The following is a 17,903-nucleotide window of genomic DNA, read 5'->3' on the forward strand; positions in this document are numbered from 1 at the left end:
GCCCAGAACCCGTTTCTACTCCCGCCTGCGATACCCTCGTTCCGGCTCACCCGCACCCTCCATCCCTGTTGCCCGTTCAGGCGGGAGAGAGCAGCCGCACCGGTGAGCCGGCCGTCCAGGCCAGGATGTCCTCCAGGGCGTCGCGGTAGAACACCGCGTAATTCTCCCGCGTCACGTAGCCGAGATGGGGCGTCAGCACGGTGTTGGGAAGGTCAAGCCAAAGGCTGTCTTTCGGCAGAGGCTCGATGGGGAAGACATCGATGCCGGCGCCGCCGATATGGCCGTGGCGCAGCGCATGGACCAGCGCCGCCTCGTCCACCAGCCCGGCGCGCGAGGTGTTGACGAGGAAGGCGGTCGGCTTCATCGCGCCGATCTCCGCCGCCCCCACCACGCCGCGGGTGCGCTCGCTCAGCACCAGATGGACGCTGACCACGTCGGCGGTGGCGAACAGGTCGCGCTTTTCCACGCGGGTCACGCCGGCCTCGGCGGCGCGCTCATCGGTCAGGTTGGGGCTCCAGGCCACCACCTCCATGCCGAAGGCCTGACCCACCTTGGCGACCTTGCTGCCGAGCTTGCCGACGCCGACCAGCCCCAGCCGCTTGGCCCCGAGATCGCCGGTCAGGCCGGTCTGCCAGCGGCCTTCGCGCAGGGCGCGCTCTTCGGCCGGGATGCGCTTGGCCAGCGCCAGGATCAGGCCCCAGGTCAGCTCCGCCGTCGGCGCGCCGACCATGCGGGTGCCGCTGACGGGGATGCCACGGGCGGCGCAGGCCTTCAGGTCGATGGCGTTGTTGCGGGCGCCGGTGGTGACCAGCAGCTTCAGGTTCGGCAGCCGGTCGATCAGCGCGGCGGGGAACGGCGTGCGTTCCCGCATGATGACCAGCACGTCGAAGGGCTCCAGCGCCGCCGCCACCGCGTCCATATCGCCGAGCGGCTGCTCGAAGACCGTCAGGTCGCTGCCCGGCGGCAACTGCGACCAGTCGGCGAGGTCGCGGGCGACCCCCTGGTAATCGTCGAGGACGGCGACGCGCATGGAGCCCGCTCCCGCTTACTTGGTGAAGTAGGGCGCCAAGTTGGCGCGGATGCGGTCGAGGATCGGCACGGCGGTGGCCGGCACCTCGAACGGACGGCCGGTGATGGTCTCGCCAGCTTCGATGTAGACGCGGGCCGCTTCCAGAACCACCTCGCCGGGGATCTCCGGGATGTCCTGGGTGTAGGGATCGCAGCGGGCGACGACCCAGTTGCGGACGAAGTCCTTGTCGAAGCTTTCCGGCTTCCCGCCGGTCTCGAACCGCTCCTGATAGCTGCCGGCGAACCAGTAGCGCGAGCTGTCGGGGGTGTGGATCTCGTCGGCCAGCAGGATGTTGCCGTCCTCGTCGAAGCCGAACTCGTACTTGGTGTCGACCAGGATCAGGCCGCGCTCCGCCGCCATCTTCTGGCCGCGGGCGAACAGCGCCAGCGCCTTGTCCGACACCTCGTCCCACTGGGCGCGGGTCAGCAGGTTGCGGCCCACGATCTCGGCGGCGGTCAGCTCCTCGTCATGGCCGGCGTCGAAGGCCTTGGTCGTCGGCGTGATGATAGGGGTTTCCAGCCTCTGGTTCTGGCGCAGCCCGTCGGGGAAGATGTGGCCGTACATCTCGCGCCGGCCCTGCTTGTACATCGACCAGATCGAGGTGCCGGTGGTGCCGGCCATGTAATCGCGGACCACGACCTCGACCGGCATGATGGTCAGCCGCTTCGCCACCACCACGTTGGGGTCGGGGTATTCCAGCACGTGGTTGGCGCAGATGTCCTTCGTCGCCTCGAACCAGAAGCGGGCGGTCTGGGTCAGCACCTGTCCCTTGAAGGGGATGGCGGTCAGGATGCGGTCGAAGGCCGACAGACGGTCGGTGGTGATCAGGATCCGCCGCCCGTCGGGAAGGTCGTAGTTTTCACGCACCTTGCCGCGGTAATGATTGGGCAGCTCCGGGATGAAGGCGTCGCGAAGAACGTTGGTCAGGTGCGGGGCGAGCAGGGCGGTGTCAACCATGGGATCCTGGTCCGGATGCAGGGGCGGATGCGAGAGGCGCGCATGATACCCGAAACCCCTGCCGGAGCCATGACGCTAAATTGAGAGGGAGGATCGCTGTCCGATGCATGACGGGAGCATCACAATGCCCGCAGCCGGGACCGCAACGGGGGGCGCCGGCGACTATGTCCTGGCGCCCGGAGTCGTCCGCGTCTGGTTCGCCGATCTGGCAGGCTTGTCGGAGCAGAAGGCGGCGATGCGAGCCCTGCTGTCGGACGACGAGGTGGAGCGCGCCGACCGCTTCATGATGGAACGGCTGACCGAGCGCTTCATTCTGCGGCGCGGGCTGCTGCGGCTGCTGCTGGGGCGCTGCACCGGCCGCGATCCGGCGGGGCTGGTCTTCGATTACGGCACGCACGGCAAGCCGGCGCTGGCCGGCGGCCCGGCCTTCAACCTCAGCGACAGCGAGGATGCGCTGGCCATCGCCGTGGCGGCGGAGGGGCGGATCGGCGTCGACATCGAGCGGTTGCGCCCGATCGAAAGCGCCGACGGCATCGCCGACCGCTTCTTTCACGCGACCGAGCGCGCCGCCTTGCAGACGCTGGGTCCGGAGCAGAGGGACGAGGGCTTCCTGCTGGCCTGGACCCGCAAGGAGGCCTTCATCAAGGCGGCCGGCGTCGGGCTGTCGATGCCGCTCGACCAGTTCGCGGTGGAGGTGACGCCCGGTGCGCCGCCGGCGCTGCTGGAGATCGACGGGCGTCTGAGCGGGGATGTCGGCGTGCCGGCCGACTGGAGCCTGTTCGACCGCCGGGTGCTGCCCGGCACCATCGCCGCCATCGCGGCGCATGGCACCGGCTGGACGGTGGAGACGCGGGTGATGGATGCCTCCCTCTCCCCCCCGCTCACGCGCAAACGAAGTTTGCGCTGACGCGACAGGCGGACCTTCGGTCCGCCGAAAGCGGGGAGAGGGCCGGGGTGAGGGGGATGCACATGTTCGGATTCTCGGTAAAAGGCCGCCGCGCTTCCCCCTCACCCTAACCCTCTCCCCGGGGGGGAGAGGGGATTTTCCGGCTTACTCCCCGCCGGCCAAGGTTCCGGTCAGGCGGTTGCGGATGGCGGAGACGGCGCATTCCAGCGGGCGGTCGTCGTCGGGCTTGGGGGCCTTGTCCATCACGTCGGGGCACATGTCCTGGGACAGCCACACCTGCGGCTTCGGCGGGACCGGGGCGTTGGAGTCGCAGGTGGCGGGGTCGGGGTGGGTTTCCTCGGTGCTGCCGTGGGTCGGCTTGACCTCCAGGTTCGGCGAGACGCCGAAGCAATCCACCAGCGCCCCCGACGGGCGATAGTAGCGGGCGGTGGTCAGGCGGATGCCGGTGTCGACGCTGAGCGAGGAAATCGTCTGCACCGACCCCTTGCCGTAGGAGCGGGAGCCGAACAGCAGCGCCCGGTGATGGTCCTGCAGGGCGCCCGCCACGATCTCCGACGCCGAGGCCGAGCCGCTGTTGATCAGCACCACCACCGGCAGCCCGGCCAGCAGGTCGCCGGGGGTGCCGCGGTAGTTGCGGGATTCCTCCGGATCGCGGCCGCGGACGGAGACGATGTCCACCGTCTCCAGGAAGCGGTCGGCCACCTGCACCGCCTGCTCCAGCAGGCCGCCGGGGTTGTTGCGCAGGTCGATGACGGCGCCGGTCAGCCGGCCCTTCGCCTGCCGGCGCATCGTCTCGATCGCCGCGTCCAGCGCCGTGGAGGTCGACTGGTTGAAGGTGGCGATGCGGACATAGGCGACGTTGCCCTCCAGCCGGTAGCGCACCGGCTGGATCTTCACGATGGCGCGGGTCAGCGAGACGCGGGTGTTGGCCTCGGTCGAGGGCGGGCGGCGGATCGACAGGGCGACGGAGCTGCCGACGGGGCCGCGCATGCGGGCGACGGCGTCGTGCAGGTTCAGCCCCTTCACCGCCATGTCGTCGATGCGGGCGATCAGGTCGCCGCTGCGCAGGCCGGCGCGGGCGGCGGGCGAGCCGTCGATGGGGGAGACGACCTTGATCAGGCCGCTTTCCTCGTCCATCGTCACCTCGATGCCGAGCCCGCCGAACTCGCCCTGCGTCTGTTCGCGCAGATAGCGGTAGCGCTCGGCGTCGAGGAAGCTGGAATAGGGATCGAGCGAGCCCAGCATGCTGTCCAGCGCCGCTTCGGTCAGCATGCGGTCGCTGGCCTTCGGGTTCTCCGCCTTCTTCTTCTTCAGCCCGTCCTCGGCCTTGTCGATCAGCACCTGCGGATCATAGGCCTTCACATGCTCCGTCAGGACGCGGCGCATGGCGTCGGAGAAGAGGACGTAGTTGCGGTCGGCGGTGGACAGCGATCCATAGCCGCGGATCTTGGCGAAATCCGTCCGGTAGCGGTCGAGGGCCGCCACGGTGTCGGCACGGCTGGTGGGCGCCACGGCGCAGGCGGGCCCGATCGCCACCATCATCAGCAGCAAGGCAGCCAGCAGCTTCGCCATCCTTGGACCCTCTTGACTGGCCGATCCGGCCGGCGGTCTTACGCGCATCGTTCACTTATACCAGTGTTTCGCCGGTTGCCGCGACCCTAGCACGTCGTCCGCCCATTCTCAAAATCCATCCCGATTTCGGCAAGAGGGTCATGCCCGGGGTGGATCGGCCGAACCGCGCAAGAGGGCGGACTCCAGAGATAGGGTGCGCAAACGGCGATGTCGCGCGCCCCGAGGGAGCGCGCGACCTATTCGAACGGATGAACGCTTTCAGAGGGGGCGGGCGTCAGTAGGCGCCACTGCCCTTCACCACGACCCGCACGGTGCGCAGCATGATGCCGATGTCGGCCCAGAAGTTCCAGCCGACGACATAGGCGGTGTCGAGCTGGACGCGGCGCACGTAATCGACGTCGCTGCGGCCGCTGACCTGCCACAGCCCGGTCAGGCCGGGGCGGCAGCGGGTGTAGAAGGGGAAGCAGGCGTGATAGTAGGACACCTCGTCGTCGATGATCGGGCGGGGGCCGACCAGGCTCATGTCGCCGCGCAGGACGTTGATGAGCTGCGGCAGCTCGTCCAGGCTCGATTTGCGCAGGAAACGGCCGACCGGGGTGATGCGGGGATCGTTGCGCAGCTTGCGCGTCGCCAGCCATTCGGCGCGCGCCGTCTCGTCGGTGGCGAGCAGCCGTTCCAGCACCTCGGCCGAGTTGACCACCATGGAGCGGAATTTCAGGCAGGTGAAGGGACGCCCGTCGGCGCCGATGCGCCGGTGGCCGAACACCGCCGGGCCGCCGTCGCGCGCCACCATCCAGGCGAGCACGAGCATCAACGGCCCGAAAACGGCAAGCAGACCCAGCGAGCCGACGATGTCGAACGCGCGTTTCACGCGGTGCCTGTGCAAGGGTGGGCAACCGGGAAGCCGGTCCATCGCCTGCATCGCCGACCGGGTCCCGGCCATCCGGCCGGGGTCCAGACGGGGAGCGCCCAGAAGGGCGATGTTGGACAACGCCATTATATTCTCTCGTCGCTGATCGTCTCGGGTCAGAGCATAGGACCATCCGAGAGAGGCAACGGCCAGCGCGCGAAAGGGGTCCCGCCAAAGGGACGGTACGTTTGGAAAGGGTGAGTTAGCCCGCCGGTACGGGTCAGCAGATCCGGGGAAGCTGTTCCCCGGTCAGCCAATCCACGATCCGGCGGCCACCGAACCGGGTCTCCATCTGAACGAAGCGGTGGGGGTCTTCCACCACGCATCCGATGCGGGCCGCGTCCCGTCCCAGCGGGTGGTCGCGCATGACGGAGAGCAGACGGTCGCACTCCTCCTCGGCGCAGATCGCGATCAGCTTACCTTCGTTGGCGGCGTAAAGCGGGTCGAGTCCCAACAATTCGCAGGCCGCCGCGACCTGCGCCCGCACCGGAATGTCCGATTCGCGCAGGCGCATGCCGACGCCGGACTGGTGGGCGATCTCGTTCAGCGTCGTCGCCAGCCCGCCGCGGGTGGGGTCGCGCAGCACATGCACGTCCGGCACCGCCGCCACCATCGCCGAGACCAGCCCGTTCAGCGCCGCGCTGTCGGACAGGATCGCCGTCTCGAAGCCCAGATTGTCGCGGGTCGACATGATGGCGACGCCATGGTCGCCCATGGTGCCGCTGATCAGGATGGCGTCGCCCGGCCGCGCCCGGTCGCCCGACGGGGCGACGCCCGGCGGCACCATGCCGATGCCGGTGGTGGTGATGAAGATGCCGTCGCCCTTGCCGCGCTCCACCACCTTGGTGTCGCCCGACACGATGGCGACCCCGGCCTCGCGCGCCGCGGCGGCCATGCTGTCGACCACCCGCTTCAGGTCGGCGAGCGGGAAGCCTTCCTCGATGATGAAGCCGGCGGTCAGGTGCAGCGGCACCGCACCGGCCATGGCGACGTCGTTCACCGTGCCGTGGACCGCCAGCGAGCCGATGTCGCCGCCGGGGAAGAACAGCGGCGAGACGACGAAGCCGTCGGTCGTCATCACCATGCGCCCGCCCGGCACGTCGAAGGCGGCCTGATCGTTGCCCTGGTCGAGATACGGATTGGCAAAGGCGGCGGCGAACAGCTCGCGCACCAGCTGCGCCATCGCCTTGCCGCCCGACCCGTGGGTCATGTCCACCGCCCCGCGGGCGATGTCGAGCTTGCGGGTGAAGAGGCGGCGGTCGGTCATGGGCGTGGGGTCCGGGTGGTCGGTTGGAGGGTAAGTTCCCGCGGAAGCGATGCGGGAACCCTTGCCTTTTGTGCGCCGTCATTCCCGCGAAGGCGGGAATCCAGCCGGTTCAGCGGCTTGTCCGCGAAGTTTCCTGGATCCCCGCCTTCGCGGGGATGACGTGCTTGTTTGCGGGCGCGGTTTTCTGTCGGAGCACGGGAGACCAGCGTCAGGCCGCGGCTTCGGCGACTTCGGCCAGCAGGGCCAGCGTGCGCTCCGCCTCCTCGGCATCCAGGCGGGACAGGGCGTAGCCGACATGGACGATCACGTAATCGCCGACGGCGACGTCCTCCACCAGCTCAAGCGAGCAGGTGGAGGTGACGCCGCCCAGGCTGACGGTGGCGCGGTCGTCGGGCAGCAGGGCGGTGACCAGGGCGGGGACGGCGAGGCACATGGCGGCGATCCTTCGGTCAGACGGCGGCGGAAGCGGTGTGGGAGGCGCGGGCCTCCGCCAGACCGTCGGCGATCCAGTCGTACCACTCCTCCAGCCCTTGGCCGGTGGTGGCCGACAGCTGGATCACCGCCAGCGACGGGTTCAGGCGCTGGGCGTAGCCGATCATGCGCTCGACGTCGAAGGTCAGGTGCGGCAGCAGGTCGATCTTGTTGACGACCAGCAGGTCGGCGCGGACGAACATGTCCGGGTATTTCAGAGGCTTGTCCTCGCCTTCCGTCACCGACAGCACGACGACGCGGTGGGTCTCGCCCAGGTCGAAGCCGGCGGGGCAGACCAGATTGCCGACATTCTCGACGAACAGCACGCCGTCCTCGGCGAACTGGCCGTCGGTTGCCAGCTTGTCGGCGGCCTGCGCCACCATGGAGGCATCGAGATGGCAGCCCTTGCCGGTGTTGACCTGCACCGCCGGGGTGCCGGTGGCGCGGATGCGGTCGGCGTCGAAGCTGGTCTGCTGGTCGCCCTCGATCACCGCGACGGGGAAGCGGCCCTTCAGGTCGGTCAGGCTGCGGGTCAGCAGGGTGGTCTTGCCCGATCCGGGGCTGGACATCAGGTTCAGCACGAACACCCCGCGCTCGGCGAAGCGGCGGCGGTTGACGGCGGCCAGACCGTCGTTCTTCGCCAGGATGTCGCGTTCGATGGTGACCAGCCGCGGCTGGTTCAGCGCGGCGCCGCCGTCGATGGCGTCGGCACGGTCGGGACGGTGGTGGTCGTGATGATGGTGCCCGTGCTCGTTATGGCTGTGGCGGAACACCGTGCCGTCGGGGGCGACATGTTCGTGGGTGTCGTCATGGTGGTGATGGGCATGGTGGTGCGCCTCGCCATGATGGTGGCGATAGACCTTGCCGTCGGGGCCGATATGCTCATGCTCGGCATCGGCGGCCTTGCCGTCTATCCGGGTCTCGCCCTCGCCGCATCCGCAAACCGTGCACATCACGCGCTCTCCCACACTTCAATCAGCAAGATGCCTGTCCATCATTGACCTGGCCGCAGGCTTCGGCAAGCGCTCGTCATTCGTGTACTTCTATGCCGCAGGCGACGCAGGGGTCCAGCATCGCGACCAGCAGATGCACCCGGTCCACCGCGTCGTCGCGGTCGCGCACCTCGGCCCCCGCCAAGCCGCGCGCCAGCGGGCCGTCGGCGGCGAAGTTCCAGTCGGTCGGCGCCACCATGCGGGCCTCGGCCAGCCGGCCGTCGCCGTCCAGCCGCAGCCAGTGGGCCAACCGCCCGCGCGCCGTCTCCGCCACGCCGCAGCCCTCGCCAGGACCCGACGATCCGGCAGTGGCGGGATCGGCGGGGCGAAGATCCGCGATGGCCGCCTCCATCCGCCGCGGCAGCTCCGCCAGATCGGCGAGCCGCGCCGCGAACGGCCGGGCGAGCCCGTCGCCGAAGCGTTCCGTTACCGAGACGACCAGCGGATGGTCGACCTGCCGTTCCAGCGGTCCGGTCAGGGCCGGGGCATCCTTGTATCGAGGATTGGCGGCGAAGGACGGGTCGCCGCTCAGCGCCGCCGCGTACCAGAGGGGCGACCGCTCGATCAGCAGTGGTGCACCGCAGGCGCCCCAGCCGGCCAGATCGGGCGACAGCAGCCGGGCGGCCAGCCGTGCCGCGTCGCTGCCGCCGCCCGCCGCCCAGCGGGCGAGGTCGTCGGCATCCCGTGGCGGCGGACCGGCGAAAACGGTCGTCTCCAGCCAGCCGGTTATCCGCACAAGGATATCCCGGAGGGCCGCCGTGTCCGGCCGCAGTACGCCGCCGCCGGGCCGCAGCCCATCCTTGGCCGGATAGAGCGCCGGCATGATGGCCGACACCGCCGCCCGCAGATCGCGCAGGGCCGCCGGCCGGGGCGGGGCGCCGAGGCGCGCCGGCCATTCGACCACAGCCTGCCAGCCATGGCTGTCCAGCGCCTCCGCATCGGTCAGCAGGGCGCGGGCGGTCTCGTGGGGAGTGGCGTCGATGCCCAGCGCCGCCTCGCAGGCGCGGGCGACGGCCAGCCCCTGGGCGCTGCCGCACAGGCTGAACAGCAGGGGCGCCAGCCGCACAGCCTCCTCCGCCTTGCGGCCGACCAGGGCGGCGACGGCGCGCGGGCGGCGGGTGGCGACCTCGGCCCGGCGGATGGTCATGCCGTCCTTGCGGCCCCCATCCTCACCCCTGTCGAGCCACAGCCGGACGGATACCGAACCCTCTCCGGGAAGCGTGGCGGTGGGCATCGAGGATTCCTGTGGCAACGGGCAGCGCATCGTGACGGATCGGGGGTGCAACTCATTGACCTGCGTCAAACGACGTAGATCCGACGGGGCGGAACCGCCGTTCCGGCCATGGCCGGGCTGACGCTTTCTGCTAAACTTCGCTCCGACAGCGCGACACGACATCAGAGGATGCTGATCCATGAAACGTTTCTCCCTCGCCTCGGCCGTGCTGCTGGCCGGGCTGGTGCTGCCCGCGGTCGCCGACGCCCACACCGTCGGCGTCCATGACGCCGGCTTCACCCATGGCTTCCTGCATCCGGTCGGCGGCTGGGACCATCTGCTGGCGATGGTCGCGGTCGGGCTGTGGGCGGCGCAGCGCGGCGGTGCCGCCCTGTGGGCGCTGCCGGCCGCCTTCGTCACCGCCATGATCGGCGGCGGCCTGCTGGGCATGGCGGGCATCGCGCTGCCGGCGGTGGAGCTGGGGATCGCCGGGTCGGTGATCGCGCTGGGCGCCCTGATCGCCGCGCAGTCGCGCCTGTCGCTGCACCTGTCGATGGCGGTGGTGGCGATGTTCGCCGTTTTCCACGGCCATGCCCATGGCGCCGAGATGCCGGAGGCGGCGCAGCCGCTGCTCTACGGCCTTGGTTTCGCGCTGGCGACCGCGCTGCTGCACGGCGCCGGCGTCGCCGCGGCCCTGTCGTTGCGCGGGATCGCCCGCGGGACGGGGGCGGCCCTCGCCCTGCGCGGTCTGGGTGCGGCCATTGGTTTGGCTGGGGGCGGTTTGGGCGGCGTGGCGCTGGCCGCACTGGCCTGATCCGGAGCTTTCCGACCCAAAGTTCATGAGGAAGGCCGGGCGGGAGACTGTCCGGCCTTTTTGCCGTGCATTCGCGGGCGGATTGCCAAGGGACCGCGACATTTTTCCACCCGCGCCGGGCGACAAGGTTGCGCCGCCGCGTGTTCACGCGCTATAGGGCAGGCCTCCCCCGCCCGCATCTCCTCAACTGAAAATCGACGGACAGACCGTGGACTCGCTGATTCCGGAATTGATCGCGCTTGCCCAGGTGGTGTTCATCGACCTGGTGCTGGCCGGTGACAACGCCATCGTCGTCGGCATGGCCGCCGCAGGGGTGGCGCGGGAGAAACGCGCCCGCGTGATCTTCTGGGGCATCGCCGCCGCGGTGGTCCTGCGCATCGGCTTCGCGCTGGCGGCGACCCGGCTGATGGACGTCATCGGGCTGACGCTGGCCGGCGGGTTGCTGCTGCTGTGGGTGTGCTGGAAGCTGTTCCGCGAATTGCGCAGCCAGCGCGAGGAGGCGGAGGCCGCCGCCCTGATGGCCGAGGAGGGCGACGACGCTGTCCCCACCCCCGCCGGGGGCGGCAAGCCGGTGGGGGCCGCCATCCGGCAGGTCATCATCGCCGACGTGTCGATGTCGCTCGACAATGTGCTGGCGGTGGCGGGCGCGGCGCGCGAGCATCTGTGGGTGCTGGCCATCGGCCTTCTGCTGTCGGTGGCGCTGATGGGCGCCGCGGCGACGGTGATCGCGCGGCTGCTGAACCGCTTCCACTGGATCGCCTATCTGGGTCTGGTGGTCATCGTCTATGTCGCCGTCCGCATGATCTGGCAGGGCAGCATGGAGGTCATGGCCTTCGCCCAGCATGTGACCTGATCGGGCGGGTTCCGGACCGCTACAGCCGGAACAATCGGCGTCTCCTGGTGTTGCAAGCCGGCAGCCCCCACAGGAGACGCCCGGCATGACCCATCACAACGACGCCATTCCGTCCGCCGCTCCGTCCGATGCGACCGCCACAGCCACATCGCCCCAGGGCCGCCGGCCGGAAGAGATCGAGCACGAGATCCAGTCGATCCGCGCCCGCATGGATTCGGTGATCGACGAGATCGAGTTCCGACTGTCGCCCGGCCAGATGTCCGGCGGCGTGGTGCAGGTGGTGCGCGACGTGATCCAGGGCGGCGGCGACGGGCTGTCCGGCCGCATCGCCCGCGCGGTGCGCGCCAACCCGATCCCGGTGGCGCTGATGGGCGTCGGCGCCCTCTGGCTTGCCGTGGCGGTCGCCCGCACGCCGGAATCAACCACCGGGTTCGACGATTACGATCCCCATGGCCGCCATCTCGACCCGCGCAGCCGGCATCTGCTGACCGACCTGATCGCCGCCTGCCGCGACGGCTCGGAAGCCTTCCGCCGCGCCGACATGACCATCGCCGATACGGCCCTGTCCGCCCGGCTGGAGGATCTGGCCGACCAGCTCGACCGCAGCGCCATGGCGCTGGATGCGGAACTGCGCACCGGTGGTGGCTGGATCGAGACCGCCGGCGACGGCACGCGCGTCTGGTCGCCCATGCATGGACTGGCAGAGGCCAGCGCCCGCAGCGTGATGGCCGGGGCCGGCGGGCCCGGGGCGCGCGGCGACCTGCTGGCCCGGCTGGAAGGCGGGCTGGACGGCACGCTGTCGCTGTTCCGCGACGCCCTGCACGATGCGCCGGACGACCATCTGCAGGTCGTCATCGGCGCCCAGTTCCACGCCATCGAAACGGCGCGCCATCGCGTCGGCGCGCTGCGCGAAGCCGTGGTCTGAGGAGGGCGGGGCATGCTGGGGCTGAGCCGACGCCATTACTACGAGCACCGGAACCGCACGGGCGGACGCGCCGCCAATGACGGGAGCGGGGACGGCCGCGGCCGGTCGGCGGACAGCCCGTCGGACATCCCCAAGAAGGGCTGGAAGGACATCCTGCTGCGGGTGTGGGACGAGCAGAGCAAGGACAATGTGTCGATGCTGGCGGCCGGCGTCGCCTATTACGCCCTGCTCGCCATCTTCCCCGCCGTCGCGGCGCTGGTGTCGATCTACGGCCTCGTCGCCGATCCGTCGATGATCGAGACCCAATTGAACCAGTTGGGCAGCCTGCTGCCGCCGGACGCGCTGTCGATCGTCAGCGACCAGGCGCGCAAGGTGGCGACCGCCCCGTCGCAGGGGCTGGGCTTCGGGCTGATCTTCGGCCTGCTGCTGACCCTGTGGAGCGCGTCGCGCGGCACCAACTCGATGGTGACGGCGCTCAACATCGCCTATGGCGAGAAGGAGACGCGCGGTTTCCTCAAGTTGGCGATGCTGTCGATGGGACTGACGGTGGCGGGCCTGCTGTTCGTCATCCTCGCCATTGCGATGATCGTCGCCGTCCCGGCCGCCATCACCATCATCGGACTGCAGAACACGCCGATCGGCTGGATCGCCAGCCTCGCCCGCTGGCCGATCCTGGCGGTGACGATCATGCTGGCGCTGGCCGTCTTCTACCGCTACGCCCCCGACCGCCGCGAGCCGCGATGGCGCTGGGTCACTTGGGGGTCGGCGGTGGCGACCGTGGTCTGGCTGCTGGGGTCGCTGGGCTTTTCCGTCTATGTGTCGAACTTCGGCAGCTACAACGAGACCTACGGCTCGGTCGGCGCCGTCGTGATCCTGCTGCTGTGGTTCAACCTGACCTCCTATGTCGTGCTGATGGGGGCGGAGCTGAACGCGGAGATCGAGCACCAGACCGCCCGCGACACCACCGACCGCGACGGCCGCGCCTCCCGCCCGATGGGCCGGCGCGACGCCTATGTCGCCGACACGGTGGGCGAGCGGAAAGCCGGCTGACTGAATTCTTGGATCATTTGACGGCGGCGTTCAGGGCCTCGAAGGTTCCGGCGAAATACGACACGTTGTGCCATGGCCGCTTGCTCAGGGCTTCGGCAAGCTCCCGCGCCTGCTGCGCATCTCGGCCGAACAACACGATCCGCGTGTTGAAGTCGTCGAGAGGCATGGGAGCCCCCTGGACCTTCGCGGCATTCTCGGCCATGAGGTTGTGTGCACGCGGCAGGCTGCCTTTGCCGAAGTCTTCGGCCGACCGCGCGTCGAGGAAGACCGCGGTCTGGTCGTTCCTGAAGATCCGCAGGACTCCGTCGAGGTCGATTTCGGTCGGGCCGCCAAGCGCTCGCCAGACCGGCATGCCGAGCTGATAGCGGCGCACGTTCGTGAAGCCGGCATCGAGCAGTTGGGCGGCCATGCGACGGCTGGCTTGGCAATAAGGCCCATTGCAGTAGAGAACCAAAGCCTTGCTCTTGTCGCCGCCCACCAGCTTTTCCACCTCGGCAACCGCTTCCGATGGGGGGCCTTTGAGAGTGTTCGCTCCGGGAATATGCCCGTTCACGAATTCGGCATGGGGACGGGTATCCAGGATGGTTGCACCCCCTTGCGACACGATGCGGCGCATGTCCTCGGTGCTGATCTCCTGCGTCTTCTGGTCGGTCTCTCCGATGACCGCCTGATGGATGGTCACATCGCGAGCGAAAGCAGGGCCTGAAAAGAGGGTTGCTGCAATGGCCACCGAGGCTAGGAAACGAACGTTGTTCATGACCAAGCTCCATCCACGGAATGGGTGCGACAGAACTCAACGCAACATCGCCAAGTCGGCATGATGCCGGATTTGGCAATGGGCACTTCGCTATCCGAGAGGTGGCGGAGTATAATCCCGGCCGACGAGCCTTGTACCGGCCCCACTCAGCTTAGCCCGGATAATTCTAGGCCTCGCGGCGCCGGCCGCCCACACGCGCCGGCAGATATACCTTTGCCAAAATCCTTCTTGGAATCGCGGCAACCGCGCGCTATGGTCGCCGCTATGCGACAGACGCTTTCCATCACGTCCATTGGACGTTCCCGATATTTTGGCCGCTGGTTTCGTTCGGCGGCCTAGGAACGCGCATCTGTCGCTCACTCCCGAAGCCGCCCGGACCGACCCGCGGCGGCTTTCGTGTTTGTGACCCCGGCCCTTGATGGGCCTCACATCCTGAAAATCCGAACACGGGCGACCCGGGCGGCTTCATCACCAGCCGAGAGAGGTTGTCATGTTCGATTTCGATGTCGTCACCGGCCCCACCCAGCCGCCCCACTGCCCGATCGCTGAAGACTCCGCCGCATCGGGGGCCGCCGAGTCGTCCCCGCAGCCGGCAGCCCTGGCCGCGGCGGCCGGAAGCACCCGGTCGGAGTCGCTGCCGGACAAGGGGGAAAAGCCGCGGTCCTGAGCCGGATGGGGCCGCCGACCGTGGCGTACAGGTCCCGCATCCGGACTTTCGACCAAAAAAATCACGAATCCTGCCTATGTTCCGCCGGCTGTTGTCGTATACTCCCTTAGGGCAGACGTGCCCGGGTTACGGCTCAGCCGGCCGTGCCTCTTGTTTGGTGCTCCTCGAACGGCGTTCGGATCGGGTTTTCGGACTTGGTTTCGGGCGTGGGGATCGGATCGGAAGAAGGATGACTGATCATGGCGGATGATGCTCTCTCAAGCGTCAACTCCCTGGTGTCCAGCCTCAACGCCTCGATCAACAATGCGGTCGAGGCGATCAAGAAGTCGCAGAGCAACCAGGCTGTCGGCGACGTCAAGGAATACTCCAAGACGGTGAAGAAGTCGGCGCTGACCACCGCGGGCGGCGCCACTGACATCGGCGTGATTTCCAAGAACACCACCCGCCTGAACGTCGCCAGCACGCTGGCCGCGAACGACAAGGTCGATTTCTACAAGTTCAAGGTCATCACCAAGGGCGAGCTGACCATGGGACAGGTCGGCGACGACGGTGTGCATGTCCAGCTGATGAACCGGCTTGGCCGGGTGATGGCCGACAGCGACCCGAAGGCCGGCGACAACTACACCGCCTTCAAGAAGCTGCAGGCCGGCAATCTGTCGGTCGACAAGGGCGACTACACCCTGCGCGTCACCCGCGACAAGGGCCAGTCCGACAAGGACCCCAAGAACTACGCCATGCAGCTGGTCATGGGCAATTACAGCCAGGACTACGACACCGTGGCCAAGCAGCCGGCCAAGGGCGACACCGGCCTGACGCTCACAACCGGTCAGCAGGCGACGCTCGACGGGCTGAATCAGGCCATCGGCAGCATGAACTCCATCCCCACCGGCCAGACCGGCACGCAGAAACTGATGGGCAGCTTCAGCCTGTTCGTGTGAAGCCGGGCTGTCGGCTGTGGTATGACCGGGCGGAGCCGATCCGTTCCGGAGCAGACCCTTGCAGTCCAAAGACCCGTCCATCACGCGCCTGACCCCCGACGACCATCGCCGCGTTCCCTGGAAGAATGGCGGCGGCGTCACCACCGAACTGGCGGTGGAGCCGGCCCCCGACGGGCGATTCGTCTGGCGCGTCAGCATCGCCGACGTGGTCGAACCCGGCCCCTTTTCCGCCTTTCCCGGCTATGACCGGTTGATCGCGGTGGTGGAGGGCGACGGCATGCGCCTCTCTGTCGATGGCGCCCCGCCGGTCGAACGCCGCCGCCTGAATCCCGCCTTCGCCTTCCGCGGCGAAGCGCCGGTCTGGTGCGAACCGACCGCCGGCCCGATCCGCGACGTGAACCTGATGCTCGACCGCGCGTCGGCGACCGGCACGCTCACCCTGCTGGCGGGAGGTCCTGCCCATCGCGCGGCCGGCGACGTGCTGCTGGTCCATGCGCTGGCCGGAACGTTGACCGTCATCCCGGACGGCGGCGAGGCGCTGACGGTCCCCGCCGGCCACAGCCTGCTTCTGCGCGACGCGGCGGCGCGGGTGAAGGCACCGGACGGGGCGGAGGGCGTCTGCGCGGAGGTGCGGCGGCGCTGATCGGAGGAAAGACCGTCAGGCGATCTCCAGCGCCTTCACCTCGGTATCGAGCCGGTCGCCGAGCGCGCGCTTGGCGACTTCGATGTCGTAATGGGCTTGGAGATTGGCCCAGAACCCTTCGGACATGCGGAAGTAGCGCGATAGGCGCAAGGCGGTGTCGGCGGTAACGGCGCGCTTGCCCTCCAGAATTGCTGTGATCCTGGTCAGGGGAACGCCGATGTCCTTGGCGAGCCGGTAAGCGGAAATGCCCTTCGGTTCCAGGAATTCCTCCCGCAGGATTTCTCCGGGATGAATGGGCGCGAAGGGGACGGCGGCGGCATCGACGACATCCGACAGGTCCGGATATCCGGCCTCAAGCTCTTCGCGGCGGATGATCATGTCGAACCTCTCAGTCAATTACCTCAGGATTTGAGAGTTTCTATCACTTTTTCTCGGCCGTCATCCCCGCGAAGGCGGGGATCCAGGCTGATTCGAGCCTGAGCCTTTGGAGCGTCTGGATTCCCGCCTTCGCGGGAATGACGGTCCAGGGAAGCTTATGATGAGCTCTGATGCGAAGCGGTTCGATTACGCCTTCGCCGCCCGGATCAGTTCCGCGTACCAGCGCGCCGAGTCCTTCGGCGTGCGGGCCAGGGTCTGGAAGTCGACGTGGACGATGCCGAAGCGTTGGCCGTAGCCGCTGCCCCATTCGAAATTGTCCAGCAGCGACCAGACGAAATAGCCGCGCACGTCGGCGCCCTGGGCCATCGCGTCACGCATCGCGGCGTTGTAGATGGTCAGGTAGTTGATGCGGTGCGGGTCGTGGACGGCACCGTCGGGGCTGACGGTGTCGCTGCCGCCGCAGCCGTTCTCCGTCACCACGATGGGCAGGCGGTAGCGGCGCTGGATCGTCAGCAACTCGTCGCGGAAGGCGTCGGGGAAGATCGCCCAGCCGACGCCGTGGGTGGGCGAATCGGGCGGCGCGTCGCCCCAGCCATAGCCCCAGGTCCGGGCCGGCTCGGCCTTGGCGAAGATCGGGCCGTAATGGTTCAGCCCGAACCAGTCCACCGGCCGGGCGATGCGCGCCATGTCGCCGGGCTGGACATAGGGCTCGATGGCGGCGGCGGTCTGCGGCGGGTAATGGCCCAGGATCTGCGGATCGCAGAAGACGAGGTTCCAATGCTCGTCCAGCAGGGCGGCGGCGGCGCGGTTCTCCGGCGTGTCGGTCTCGGGGATCACGACCTGCCGGTTGTGGATGGCGCCGATGGAGGCCCCCGGCACCATGTCGCGCAGCACGTCCACCCCGGCGCCATGGGCGAGGTTGACGTGGTGGATGGCGCGCAGATGCTGGGCCCGGTCGACGATTCCCGGCGCCGCCCAGGGGATGGCGTAGCCGAACAGGGTGAAGACCGAGAATTCGTTGAAGGTGATCCAGCGCTTCACCCGGTCGCCGTAGCGCCGGGCGCAGAGCGCGGCATAATCGGCGTACCAGCCGGCGCAGTCGCGGGACGACCAGCCGCCCAAATCCTGCAGGGACTGCGGCAGGTCCCAATGGTAGAGGCACAGCCAGGGCTCGATCCCGGACTCCAGCAGCCGGTCGATCAGCCGGTCGTAGAAGTCCAGCCCGGCGTCGTTCACCGCGCCCTTGCCGCGCGGCATCACCCTGGGCCAGGAGACCGAGAAACGGTAGGCGTCGACGCCCAGCCCCTTCATCAGCGCCACATCCTCCGGCATGCGGTGGTAGTGGTCGCAGGCGACGTCGCCGGTGTCGCCGTTCACCACCCCGCCCTGGGTGCGGCAGCGGACGTCCCAGATGCTGGCGCCGCGCCCATCCTCGGCCGCCGCGCCCTCGATCTGGTAGGCGGAGGTGGAGACGCCCCACGTAAAGCCGGGAGGATAGGGGGAGGTCCGGTCGGTCATGG

General features: G+C 68.7%; 19 protein-coding genes. 8 read left to right on the top strand and 11 right to left on the bottom strand.

What is annotated here, in order from left to right; all coding sequences use genetic code 11:
• Positions 1–76 precede the first annotated feature (76 nt).
• Positions 77–1,030 (bottom strand): D-2-hydroxyacid dehydrogenase family protein, encoded by a 954-nt coding sequence (locus TSH20_RS20755; protein WP_109076482.1) that lies wholly within the window; start codon positions 1,028–1,030, stop codon positions 77–79.
• A 15-nt stretch (positions 1,031–1,045) separates the two neighbouring features.
• Entirely contained in the window at positions 1,046–2,026 is a 981-nt protein-coding gene (locus TSH20_RS20760; protein ID WP_109076483.1) for a phosphoribosylaminoimidazolesuccinocarboxamide synthase, read from the bottom strand.
• A gap of 124 nt (positions 2,027–2,150) precedes the next feature.
• Here TSH20_RS20760 and TSH20_RS20765 point away from each other — a divergent pair, with 124 nt between their 5' ends.
• Positions 2,151–2,933, top strand: coding sequence for a 4'-phosphopantetheinyl transferase superfamily protein (locus TSH20_RS20765; RefSeq protein ID WP_247871560.1), 783 nt, complete (start codon positions 2,151–2,153; stop codon positions 2,931–2,933).
• 144 nt (positions 2,934–3,077) lie between these two features.
• Here the strand turns inward: TSH20_RS20765 and TSH20_RS20775 are convergent, their stop codons facing one another.
• The 6 genes from TSH20_RS20775 to TSH20_RS20800 all read right to left on the bottom strand — a co-directional run bounded on the left by TSH20_RS20775 (position 3,078) and on the right by TSH20_RS20800 (position 9,379).
• On the bottom strand, positions 3,078–4,505 hold the full coding sequence (locus tag TSH20_RS20775; RefSeq protein ID WP_109076485.1) for a S41 family peptidase: 1,428 nt from the start codon (positions 4,503–4,505) through the stop codon (positions 3,078–3,080).
• Between the two features lie 274 nt (positions 4,506–4,779).
• On the bottom strand, positions 4,780–5,502 hold the full coding sequence (locus tag TSH20_RS20780; protein ID WP_247871559.1) for a sugar transferase: 723 nt from the start codon (positions 5,500–5,502) through the stop codon (positions 4,780–4,782).
• Positions 5,503–5,635: 133 nt separating this feature from the next.
• The gene (gene hypE, locus TSH20_RS20785; RefSeq protein WP_109076486.1) at positions 5,636–6,682 is read right to left on the bottom strand and encodes a hydrogenase expression/formation protein HypE; all 1,047 of its coding nucleotides are present in this window, start codon (positions 6,680–6,682) and stop codon (positions 5,636–5,638) included.
• A 208-nt stretch (positions 6,683–6,890) separates the two neighbouring features.
• Positions 6,891–7,115 (bottom strand): HypC/HybG/HupF family hydrogenase formation chaperone, encoded by a 225-nt coding sequence (locus tag TSH20_RS20790; RefSeq protein ID WP_109076487.1) that lies wholly within the window; start codon positions 7,113–7,115, stop codon positions 6,891–6,893.
• A 16-nt stretch (positions 7,116–7,131) separates the two neighbouring features.
• Complete coding sequence (gene hypB / locus TSH20_RS20795; RefSeq protein ID WP_109076488.1) at positions 7,132–8,106, bottom strand: hydrogenase nickel incorporation protein HypB; 975 nt, start codon at positions 8,104–8,106, stop codon at positions 7,132–7,134.
• A 76-nt stretch (positions 8,107–8,182) separates the two neighbouring features.
• Positions 8,183–9,379, bottom strand: coding sequence for a nickel-dependent hydrogenase large subunit (locus tag TSH20_RS20800; protein WP_247871558.1), 1,197 nt, complete (start codon positions 9,377–9,379; stop codon positions 8,183–8,185).
• 178 nt (positions 9,380–9,557) lie between these two features.
• On the opposite strand from TSH20_RS20800, the gene TSH20_RS20805 reads away from it, so the two are divergent.
• The 4 genes from TSH20_RS20805 (at position 9,558) to TSH20_RS20820 (ending at position 13,000) form a co-directional block, all read left to right on the top strand.
• The gene (locus TSH20_RS20805) at positions 9,558–10,172 is read left to right on the top strand and encodes a HupE/UreJ family protein (RefSeq protein ID WP_109076490.1); all 615 of its coding nucleotides are present in this window, start codon (positions 9,558–9,560) and stop codon (positions 10,170–10,172) included.
• Between the two features lie 208 nt (positions 10,173–10,380).
• The gene (locus TSH20_RS20810) at positions 10,381–11,025 is read left to right on the top strand and encodes a YjbE family putative metal transport protein (RefSeq protein ID WP_109076491.1); all 645 of its coding nucleotides are present in this window, start codon (positions 10,381–10,383) and stop codon (positions 11,023–11,025) included.
• An 85-nt stretch (positions 11,026–11,110) separates the two neighbouring features.
• The gene (locus TSH20_RS20815; protein WP_109076492.1) at positions 11,111–11,950 is read left to right on the top strand and encodes a DUF3618 domain-containing protein; all 840 of its coding nucleotides are present in this window, start codon (positions 11,111–11,113) and stop codon (positions 11,948–11,950) included.
• A gap of 12 nt (positions 11,951–11,962) precedes the next feature.
• Complete coding sequence (locus tag TSH20_RS20820; RefSeq protein ID WP_109076493.1) at positions 11,963–13,000, top strand: YihY/virulence factor BrkB family protein; 1,038 nt, start codon at positions 11,963–11,965, stop codon at positions 12,998–13,000.
• Between the two features lie 13 nt (positions 13,001–13,013).
• Here the strand turns inward: TSH20_RS20820 and TSH20_RS20825 are convergent, their stop codons facing one another.
• Complete coding sequence (locus tag TSH20_RS20825; protein ID WP_109076494.1) at positions 13,014–13,757, bottom strand: rhodanese-like domain-containing protein; 744 nt, start codon at positions 13,755–13,757, stop codon at positions 13,014–13,016.
• 490 nt (positions 13,758–14,247) lie between these two features.
• On the opposite strand from TSH20_RS20825, the gene TSH20_RS35035 reads away from it, so the two are divergent.
• The 3 genes from TSH20_RS35035 (at position 14,248) to TSH20_RS20835 (ending at position 16,005) form a co-directional block, all read left to right on the top strand.
• Positions 14,248–14,424, top strand: coding sequence for a hypothetical protein (locus tag TSH20_RS35035; protein ID WP_158282034.1), 177 nt, complete (start codon positions 14,248–14,250; stop codon positions 14,422–14,424).
• 239 nt (positions 14,425–14,663) lie between these two features.
• Complete coding sequence (locus TSH20_RS20830) at positions 14,664–15,362, top strand: hypothetical protein (protein WP_109076495.1); 699 nt, start codon at positions 14,664–14,666, stop codon at positions 15,360–15,362.
• Positions 15,363–15,420: 58 nt separating this feature from the next.
• A complete protein-coding gene (locus tag TSH20_RS20835) occupies positions 15,421–16,005 on the top strand; it encodes a HutD family protein (protein WP_109076496.1) in 585 nt (194 codons plus the stop codon).
• A 15-nt stretch (positions 16,006–16,020) separates the two neighbouring features.
• Here the strand turns inward: TSH20_RS20835 and TSH20_RS20840 are convergent, their stop codons facing one another.
• Positions 16,021–16,383, bottom strand: a complete 363-nt coding sequence (locus TSH20_RS20840; RefSeq protein ID WP_109076497.1) for a HigA family addiction module antitoxin — start codon at positions 16,381–16,383, stop codon at positions 16,021–16,023.
• A 186-nt stretch (positions 16,384–16,569) separates the two neighbouring features.
• Positions 16,570–17,901: a GH1 family beta-glucosidase gene (locus TSH20_RS20845; protein WP_109076498.1), complete on the bottom strand. Its 1,332-nt coding sequence runs from the start codon at positions 17,899–17,901 to the stop codon at positions 16,570–16,572.
• Positions 17,902–17,903: the final 2 nt, after the last annotated feature.

The sequence above is a fragment of the Azospirillum sp. TSH20 genome, assembly GCF_003115935.1.
Classification (GTDB): Bacteria; Pseudomonadota; Alphaproteobacteria; order Azospirillales; family Azospirillaceae; genus Azospirillum.